Below are 9234 nucleotides of genomic sequence, written 5' to 3'. Positions count from 1 at the left end.
CTTCTGTCGTACCCAGGTATTTTTCACCTTCAAAAAGAGCACCCTTATAAGAAATAAAGAAATTTTTGCGGACATTTTTAACGTCATCATAAAAATAATATTGGCCTTTTTCATAGGCTTCATCAAGTTTGCGTTTAGGATCGGTTATATAACGAATCGCTTTATAAAATACATAGATAATAAGCGCTATTACAGCAAGTCGAATTAGTAACGGCAACATGTTTAAATTTCCCCCTTGAAGAAAGGTTATTCTTTCCTATACGATTAGAGAGGTCAAATAGTTTCACTTTTACTTAAATATTTTTTAGAAATTTAGGAGAAAAAAATGAATTTACAACAATTGTTTACTATGCAAAAAGAGCTTGATGATTTTATCGAGCAAACACAAAATATTCAACAAGATGTATTTCAAGAAAAGGGCTTGGCATTAATGGTAGAGCTTGCTGAGCTTGCCAATGAAACGCGCTGCTTTAAATTTTGGAGTACTAAAGGACCATCAGCACGTGAAGTCATTTTAGAGGAATATGTTGATTCTATCCATTTTATCTTATCCCTTGGCTTATTAAAGGGCTATACATCCATTGAAAAGTGGCCAGTAATTGAAGAGCAAAGAAATTTAACGGAAACTTTTTTACAGACACAAAGTGCTATTTTAACATTTATTCAACAACCTACTCAGGATCACTATTTAACCATTTGGCAATGCTATGGATTACTAGCGTATAATCTTGAATTTACATTTGAGGATGTTGTTGGTGCTTATATTGAAAAAAATCAAGAAAATTATAATCGTCAGCGCTCAGGCTATTAAAAATAAGAAATACACCAATTTTCAGACGATTAAGCTAGGAATATTTCGGTAAACGAAGTATAATAAAGAAGATACAAGAAGTAGGAGGCCAAAGGATGACACAACTAGATCCAACATTACAAATGTTTAAAGATTTAACAGATGCGAATGGTATTGCAGGTAATGAACGTGCACCTCGTGAGGTCATGAAAAAATACATTGCACCATATGCAGACACTGTAGAAACAGATAACTTAGGTAGTGTAATTGCTAAAAAAGTGGGCGATGAAAACGGTCCAAAAATTGTCGTAGCAGGACATTTAGATGAAGTAGGTTTCATGGTTACGCAAATCGATGACAAAGGCTTTATTAAATTCCAAACAGTAGGCGGCTGGTGGAGCCAGGTTATGCTTGCACAGCGTGTAACAATTACTACACGTAAAGGTGACGAAGTGATTGGGGTTATTGGTTCAAAGCCACCACATATTTTACCTGCAGATGTGCGTAATAAAGTGGTAGACATTAAAGATATGTTTATTGATGTAGGTGCTGCTTCTAAGGATGAAGTACTTGAATGGGGCGTACGTCCTGGCGATATGGTAACACCATACTTTGAATTTAACGTCATGAAGAATGACAAGTATCTATTAGCAAAAGCTTGGGATAATCGTATCGGTTGTGCTATTGCTATTGATGTAATGAAAGCGTTACAAAATGAAAAGCACCCAAATATTCTTTATTCTGTAGGAAATGTGCAAGAAGAAGTTGGGCTTCGTGGTGCTAAAACGGCAACACATAAAATTCAACCAGATATTGGCTTTGCAGTTGATGTAGGTGTAGCGGGAGATACTCCAGGAGTTACAGCAAAAGAATCAACTAGTAAAATGGGTGCTGGCCCACAAATCGTTGTGTATGATGCATCAATGGTTTCACACCGTGGCTTACGTGAGTTTGTATTAGATGTAGCAGATGAGCACAATATTCCATATCAATTTGAAGCGATGGCTGGCGGTGGTACAGATGCTGGCTCCATCCATGTAACAGCAAATGGTGTACCAGCACTATCCATCGGTATTGCGACACGCTACATCCATTCACATGCAGGTATCCTACATCGTGATGATTATGATAATGCTGTTAAATTAATTGTAGAAGTCATTAAAAAATTAGACCGTGAAGCAGTGAATAAAATTACATTTGACTAATAAGCAGATGAAGGGTAGCTAGTTTAAACTAGCTATCTTTTTTATGTTGTATGCATAATTATTCAAAAGTACGAATTTTTGTCACATTTGAAGACGAATGAATAATTACTAAAATAAATTATAAAAATTCAGTTGATTTTATATTTATGCATGTTATACTAATTTCAACAGCAACGATATAAGGAGCGAATGCTATGAAATTACTCGAAGAAGTCCAGTTAAAGTTAGTGTCTAGTTTAAAAGGAAAGGATTTACTGACTTTGCTAGACTATACTAGTCAAGAGGTTCAAGAACTTATTGAATTAGCGACACAGCTTAAAATGATTACAAAAGAAGGGAAATGCCCAAGATTATTAGAAGGTAAAACACTTGGCATGATTTTTGAAAAACATTCAACTCGTACACGTATTTCATTTGAAGTTGGCATGAATCAATTAGGTGGAAAAAGTATGTTTATGCATGCTCGCGATTTACAGATTGGTCGTGGGGAATCAATTTATGATACAGCCCATGTATTATCAGGTTATTTAGATGGTATTATGATTCGTGCAAACTCTCACGCAATGGTCAAAGAGTTGGCGGAGCATGCTGCCATTCCAGTTATCAATGGATTAACGGATATTTATCACCCTTGTCAAGCATTAGCGGATTTAGAAACGATTGCAGAGAATAAAGGAATTTTAAAAGGGCTTAAAATTGCCTATGTGGGAGATGGCAACAATGTAGCGCACTCACTTGTTGTTGCTTCAGCACATGTAGGGATGAACGTCGCAGTGGCAACGCCAGTTGGTTATGAATGTGATGCAGAAGTAATCGCAAAAGCACAGGCAATTGCAGCGGCTAATGGCAGTACAATTATGATCACAAATGACCCTGTAGAAGCTGTATTAAATGCAGATGTGGTCTATGCGGATGTTTGGACATCAATGGGTCAAGAGGAAGAGGCGGCAAAACGATTACAAGATTTTGCAGGCTATCAAATTAATGATGAACTAGTTGCCTATGCAAAATCGAATTATATGTTCTTGCATTGTTTACCAGCACATCGTGAAGAAGAGGTTGCGACTTCTGTTATTGACGGGCCTAATTCTTATATTTTTGAACAAGCTGAAAATAGATTACATGCACAAAAAGCAGTGCTAGCATCGATTTTAGCTTAGAATTTGGACATTCCTATGAGTTTGAGAAGTACGATAAAGAGAGTTCACTTGGGCAACAGAGGGTATCCATGTGAATAACATACTGTGGTAGACAGACAGAGGGATGTATACCGCGCGCGATGTTTGTTGTCAAGATGGATGGCTACATCGCTACATAGTAAAGTAACCTGGGAGACGCTAGGTTACTTTTTTACTTGTGAACAAAGATCAGATTGACGTTTTGCTATGAATAAACATTCAACCCGCTGATGATTCGACAATCAGCGGGTTATTGCTAGTTATAGGTTGAAAATCTTTCCTGGATTCATAATGTTATGTGGATCGAGGGCTGCTTTTATACTCTTCATGACTGCTAAAGAGGTACCATGCTCAGTGGCTTGATATTTCATTTTGCCAATGCCAACGCCATGTTCACCTGTGCATGTACCGCCTCGAAGTAAAGCATATTGAACGATCTGTTCATTGAAGCGGTCTGCTTTTGCCTGCTCCTCTTTGTCATTTGGGTTTAACATTAAGAGAGCATGGAAATTACCGTCACCTACATGGCCTACAATCCCACCGGCAAGTCCAACATGATCAAGCTGTTCACGTGCATATAAAATGGTTTCTGCAAGCATAGAGATCGGTACACAGACATCCGTTGACATAAGCTTCTTCCCGGGGTATGCATGAATATACGCATACGCTAACGAATGACGGGCCTCCCAAAGTTTATTACGAGCAGCAGTATCTTGTTCAAATTCAACGGATAGACAATGAAAGTCCTCAAAAATTTCAGTGGCAAATGCTATATCTGCATGCATACCTGCTTCATTACCGTGAAATTCTAAAAATAAAGTTGGTTTTTCGTTGAAGGAAGTATCATTATAGATGTTGGCTTGTGTAATAGAGGCTTCATCGACCAATTCCACTCGTCCAATTGCAATACCTGCCTGCAATAAAGCAGTGACGGCACTAACAGCATCTCCTACTGTGTCAAAAACCGCACGCCCTGCAGTTACAAATTCCGGTACACCATAGACTTTCAAAGTTAACTCAGTAAAGCAGCCAAGTGTCCCTTCTGAGCCGACAAATAAACCGTTTAGATGATAACCAGAAGAGGACTTTGCCGCCAAATTGCCAGTATGGATAACAGAGCCATCTGCAAGTACAACTTCTAAATCACGAACTTGGTCACGCATGACACCGTAGCGCACAGCAGTAGTGCCACTAGCATTAGTTGCTGCCATACCACCCAGTGTGGCATCTGCACCTGGATCTACTGTGAATTGAAGACCATGTTTTTTTAACTCCTTATTTAATTGGGAGCGTGTGACACCAGGCTGTACTTTTACAAGAAGGTCATCTGGTCGAACTTCTAAAATAGCATTCATTTCAGAGAAATCAATAGAAATACCATGTGAAATGGGAATGGCATTGCCTTCCAAGCTAGAGCCAACACCGAATGGTACAACAGGAACAAATTGTGCATGCGCAATTTTTAGGATGGCACTGACATCTGCTGTGGAGCGGGGAAAAACAACGATATCAGGTAGGCTCATCGCATGATGAGATTCATCCTTCCCATGTAGCTGTCGTACCGTTTCGTTGGTTGACACTTGATCTTCTACTAAGACCTGTTTGAGTTGATTGACAATTAATTCTACAGCAATAGTCATTCCAATCCCTCCAAATTTTCTGATAACTAAAACTTTATCATGCATTTATTGGAATTGGAATGCACTCTTCATAAAAAATCAGTTAGCAAATGCTTTTTCTAGTTTTTGAACGAATGCATCTTGTTCAGATGTACTTGATTGTTTCCACCATTTTTCAAAAAACACCCCAAGTCCTGGGAGTAAATGCTCTTCTCCACGGCTAATTGCATCTTCGACAATATCTTTAAATTCAGCTGCAGATTGACCATGGACATTCGCTGTAATGGCATCTCTTATTTGAAAATTCATCTATTTCGCCTCCTTAGTAGTAATTTGTCCAACCTTCGTTTAAATATGTATGAAATCCCACAGAAAATATAAGATTTTTACAATAACATACTGTAATTATGTATAAATATGTAAAGAATTTGAGCCATTCTAAGTTATGAAATGATGAAAAAGACCATTCGCCTTCTATCATCAGCAGCACTAAGATAGGATTACCTAGGAATTAGGACTGTGCATAGTCGATTGGAAAGAAGAAAATGACCATTGAGAGCAAAAAACTGTCGTCTACTCAGACGTTCGAAGAAGTATTAGAAGCTGTGCAACCAATGATTACATCGATAATAACTAAGCTTCAAATTTATAAGGATTTTGATTATTATCGTCAAATTGCTTCTATTGCTGTATGGAAAGTATGGCTAAAAGCACAACCAGCAAAAGGACAATTTTCAGCTTATATATATTCTTCGATAAAAGGAGAGATTTTAAATGAATTATCTAAGGAAAAAAATTATTTAGAGCGAATAACAGTTGTTGAGGATGAAACACTCCATTATATGCTTAGTGAACGCGAGAGAGGGGAGAGTCAAAAAAGTTCCGACTACCTTGAATGTATTTTTACCCAATTAGAGCAGGGAGAAAGACATATAATCCTTCTTTATTATGTAGCTGGTTATAATGATCGAGAGATTGCTGACATCCTAGGTTTATCTAACGCTGTCAGTAAAAAAAGACGAATGAGAGTCATTCAAAGGCTAAGAGAACCAATTTTTCAAGTAGAGTAAAGCACTAAAATATCAAAAGTATGCTAATATTGAAATAAAATGAATATTAGCATACTTTGTTAAAGTGCATACAAATTCCGATAAAAGTGTTATGATTTGTAAGAAGTCAAAGAAATATACAAGTCTAAATTTATTATTCAATATAGATAGATAAATTTTCCTAGTGAATGTTTATAGAGTGGTATGGAGGGTTTGTATTGGAGAAATGGTTTAATCGGGTAGAGAAAAAAGAGATTTGGTTTATAGTATTGCCACTAATACTTGTCATACCATTATTAAGCTTCAGTCATCAGCTATACGATGTTTTTCAAGGAGACATCTACAGTAATTTAGAATTAGTGATACGAGTATTAATTATTGCATTTACAATGGCGATTGCCATCCAATCCTATTTAGTATTTTCACATTTATTATCAAATCAAACTTTATACATAGGTAATATGTTTTTTGTCGTTTCATTACTAGAATTAGCAGGCTTGTTTTCTAGTCAAAATCAATCATTACATATAATCTTGCGTTTGTTCCTTTCATTTGGGTTTTTATTTCTTATTTTACATCCTCGAAAACAAATGACCCTCAACTATCGAAAGTTTTCATATGCAAGTTCATTGCTTTTCGTAATAGGAAGTATTTTTCTGGTGTATATGACGGCCGACATCATGACAGGTCAGTTGCTGGATCTTATCGATAATATCGTACACTTATTGGCCATTATTTTTCAAATTTTAACTATTGTTATTATTAGTAGGTACATAAAAAAAATACCGAAGCAATCCATGTTGCTAATTAGTGCAGCTATCTCCTTAATAATTAGCGATGCCTTTTTTATAATTAGTCAAGATCAAAATGCTATTTGGGATTTCTCTGCATTGATCTATCTATTTTTGGCTTTTTACTTTTTCTTAAAAGCCATTTTTTATACATCTGTTGAAAAGCCGTTTCAACAACTGTTAAAAATAAAAAAGGACCTTGAACAATCCCAACAAGAACTTCGGTTTCAAGCTTATCATGATGATATTACACTGTTGCCAAATGAACATTTATTACTAAAAACATTAAAAGACAAATTACACGATAATAATAAAACGCAAAAAGCAATCATAGCCATAGAAATTGACCGTTTTGCAGCTATTCGTTCATCGATAGGGATAAGCAATTCTAATAAAATGATGAAGCTTGTCGCCAAGCGTATACAAACAATTGTACCTCCCCATTATTTTGCTACTAAATTACAAGAGGGACAATTTGTTATTTATATTAACCATGTAAAAACAATTGAAGAATTATTACAATTTTGCTTAAATCTAAAAAGTGCCATGAAAGATCCATTGCAGGTACAATTATTTTCGTTAAATGGCAATCTAAATATGGGGATTGCTCTTTATGAGGATCAATGGACTAGCGAAGAGCTACTGATGCATGCACAGCTAGCAATGCGTGAGGCTAAACAAATACCTCAAAGGTTTCTTTTTTATAAACCGTATATGTCAAAGGGCATCGCAGATCGAATTCTGTTAGAGCAGGACTTACATAATGCATTAGAAAATCAGGAATTTTATTTAGATTATCAACCACAGGTTAATTTAAAAACCGGGACCATTGAATCTGTTGAAGCATTAGTTCGCTGGCGTCATCCAACTCGTGGCTTTATTCCACCTGATGTATTTATTCCGATTGCTGAGGAATGTGGCCTAATTATTCCATTAGGTAAATGGATTTTAGAAACTGCTTGTATGCAAGCGAAAACATGGGAGAGACAAGGGCTACCACAGATGAAAGTAGCAGTGAATTTATCCCTTGGACAATTGTTCCAGCAAGATTTAGTAGAAATGGTAGAACATATATTGCAACGTACAAATTTAGAACCTAAATTTCTTCAATTAGAAATTACTGAAAGTATGACGATGAATATCGATCAAATGACACAGCTTTTACATGAGTTAAAGGCACTTGGCATTCAAATTGCCGTCGATGATTTTGGAACAGGCTATTCATCCTTATCGTATTTAAAGGATTTTCCAATTGATTGTCTAAAAATCGACCGCACTTTTGTAAGAAATGTTCCAAATAATCCGAATGATGAAGCGCTTGTATCCATGATTATTTCAATGGCTAAACATTTACGCTTGAAGGTTGTTGCGGAGGGCATTGAAGAAGTGGAGCAACTATCTTTTCTAATAGAAGGTGGCTGTGATTATATCCAAGGCTACTTATTTAGTAAGCCAATCTCTCCACAGCAAATTTCAGAAACCTTTAGCGAGCTACACCGTCATGTGGAAAACGTTTTAACACCGCTACAATATAATGAGGACTATATGATTTAAAATAAAAAAGGACCTGCTTATTTCCAATAATAAGCAGGTTTTTGATCTTTAGTGAACAAGATATTCTTCCTTTAATTCTGATATATCCACTTCTGATCGCTCTTCTAATGAACGGCGGAGGTGAACTGTCGCTGTTCTCTCATCGTCATGGAGTTTATCGATCCAGATGGAAACGCCATTATAGCTCACTTCATATTCTAGCGGTGAGGCGACAATTTCTTGTGCACGCTGATAATCCAACGGAAGCCCCCCTTATTTTTTCTTCTTATTTTTATTTTGCGCAACTGAGTTAATCAGCTCCATGAACTCTTGAGAAAATTCCTCACTAACCTTGTTTGGTGCTATCTTTTGGTTTTTTGGTGTTTGAGGTAATGAACCTTTATTATTACTTTGACCTTGTTTATTATCTCTTCCCATGTGAGTTGCTCCTTTCATGTTGATATCTTTTAATATGGCTTTGAACTGAATTTTTTATCCCGTAATTAAAAGGAGTAAAACGCTAATTCACATGTGGAAAAGTCGCATCAATTTTTGTTTTATGAGAACAATAAGTAGAACTAAGATTTTTTGATGGAAAAATTATTATCCAACAAAGCCCAATTTTGAGGGAATGGGAATCCTAATGCCCAATAACTGATACCACGAAGATTATATTGTTTAACCATGTCAAATTTAGCCTGTGCACTCCTTGCATCTTCAAACCATACCTCATGATTTCTTCCTTGCTCATCAACATATCGATAAAAAGGAGATTGTGCTATCGGATCAAATTGAATCGTTGCCCCATACTTGATGGCCCTATCCAATGCTTCCTGTGGACTGAATGTTTCGGCTTCTTGCCCTTTGACATGTGGTAAAAGCCAGTCTCTTGCATACAGTTCAAAGCCCAATAAAATTTTATCAGCAGGCATTTCCGTTAAAGCATATTCCACCACTCTTCGCATTTCATTAATAGGAGAAATGGCTTGAGGAGGGCCAAAGCGGTATCCCCATTCATATGTCATTAATACTACGAAATCTGCTATTCTACCGTGTGCCTCGTAATCCT

General features: G+C 36.5%; 10 protein-coding genes and 1 pseudogene. 5 read left to right on the top strand and 6 right to left on the bottom strand.

Going from position 1 to position 9234, the window contains the following annotated elements; translation table 11 throughout:
• A pseudogene (locus RT445_RS14545) lies at window positions 1-220 on the bottom strand (sigma-w pathway protein ysdB); the annotation flags it as partial.
• Between the two features lie 105 nt (window positions 221-325).
• Between RT445_RS14545 and RT445_RS14540 the strand changes: the two are divergent.
• The 3 genes from RT445_RS14540 to argF all read left to right on the top strand — a co-directional run bounded on the left by RT445_RS14540 (window position 326) and on the right by argF (window position 3155).
• Window positions 326-811, top strand: a complete 486-nt coding sequence (locus RT445_RS14540; protein ID WP_313470768.1) for a dUTP diphosphatase — start codon at window positions 326-328, stop codon at window positions 809-811.
• A gap of 95 nt (window positions 812-906) precedes the next feature.
• Window positions 907-1995, top strand: a complete 1089-nt coding sequence (locus tag RT445_RS14535; RefSeq protein ID WP_313470766.1) for a M42 family metallopeptidase — start codon at window positions 907-909, stop codon at window positions 1993-1995.
• Between the two features lie 194 nt (window positions 1996-2189).
• Window positions 2190-3155, top strand: a complete 966-nt coding sequence (argF, locus tag RT445_RS14530; protein ID WP_274794047.1) for an ornithine carbamoyltransferase — start codon at window positions 2190-2192, stop codon at window positions 3153-3155.
• A gap of 278 nt (window positions 3156-3433) precedes the next feature.
• Here the strand turns inward: argF and RT445_RS14525 are convergent, their stop codons facing one another.
• Both RT445_RS14525 and sspI read right to left on the bottom strand, forming a co-directional pair.
• On the bottom strand, window positions 3434-4813 hold the full coding sequence (locus RT445_RS14525) for an FAD-binding oxidoreductase (RefSeq protein WP_313470765.1): 1380 nt from the start codon (window positions 4811-4813) through the stop codon (window positions 3434-3436).
• 78 nt (window positions 4814-4891) lie between these two features.
• Complete coding sequence (gene sspI / locus RT445_RS14520; protein WP_274794045.1) at window positions 4892-5101, bottom strand: small acid-soluble spore protein SspI; 210 nt, start codon at window positions 5099-5101, stop codon at window positions 4892-4894.
• 236 nt (window positions 5102-5337) lie between these two features.
• Here sspI and RT445_RS14515 point away from each other — a divergent pair, with 236 nt between their 5' ends.
• Together RT445_RS14515 and RT445_RS14510 are read left to right on the top strand one after the other, a co-directional pair.
• A complete protein-coding gene (locus tag RT445_RS14515; RefSeq protein ID WP_312507423.1) occupies window positions 5338-5862 on the top strand; it encodes a sigma-70 family RNA polymerase sigma factor in 525 nt (174 codons plus the stop codon).
• 197 nt (window positions 5863-6059) lie between these two features.
• Window positions 6060-8186 carry a putative bifunctional diguanylate cyclase/phosphodiesterase gene (locus RT445_RS14510; RefSeq protein WP_312507424.1) on the top strand — a complete coding sequence of 709 codons (2127 nt, stop codon included), beginning with the start codon at window positions 6060-6062 and terminating at the stop codon, window positions 8184-8186.
• 48 nt (window positions 8187-8234) lie between these two features.
• Here the strand turns inward: RT445_RS14510 and RT445_RS14505 are convergent, their stop codons facing one another.
• From RT445_RS14505 to RT445_RS14495, 3 genes are all read right to left on the bottom strand, one after another.
• A complete protein-coding gene (locus tag RT445_RS14505) occupies window positions 8235-8426 on the bottom strand; it encodes an H-type small acid-soluble spore protein (protein ID WP_274794041.1) in 192 nt (63 codons plus the stop codon).
• 12 nt (window positions 8427-8438) lie between these two features.
• The gene (locus RT445_RS14500; protein WP_274794040.1) at window positions 8439-8603 is read right to left on the bottom strand and encodes a YfhD family protein; all 165 of its coding nucleotides are present in this window, start codon (window positions 8601-8603) and stop codon (window positions 8439-8441) included.
• 140 nt (window positions 8604-8743) lie between these two features.
• Window positions 8744-9234: glycosyl hydrolase family 18 protein (locus RT445_RS14495; RefSeq protein ID WP_313470762.1), on the bottom strand; the 491-nt coding region annotated here is incomplete at its 5' end.

Origin of the sequence: Lysinibacillus sp. (assembly GCF_032093475.1) — a bacterium.
Taxonomy (GTDB): domain Bacteria; phylum Bacillota; class Bacilli; order Bacillales_A; family Planococcaceae; genus Lysinibacillus; species Lysinibacillus irui.
Note: the sequence above shows the minus strand (reverse complement) of the source record. Positions and strands in the feature narration are given on the sequence as shown.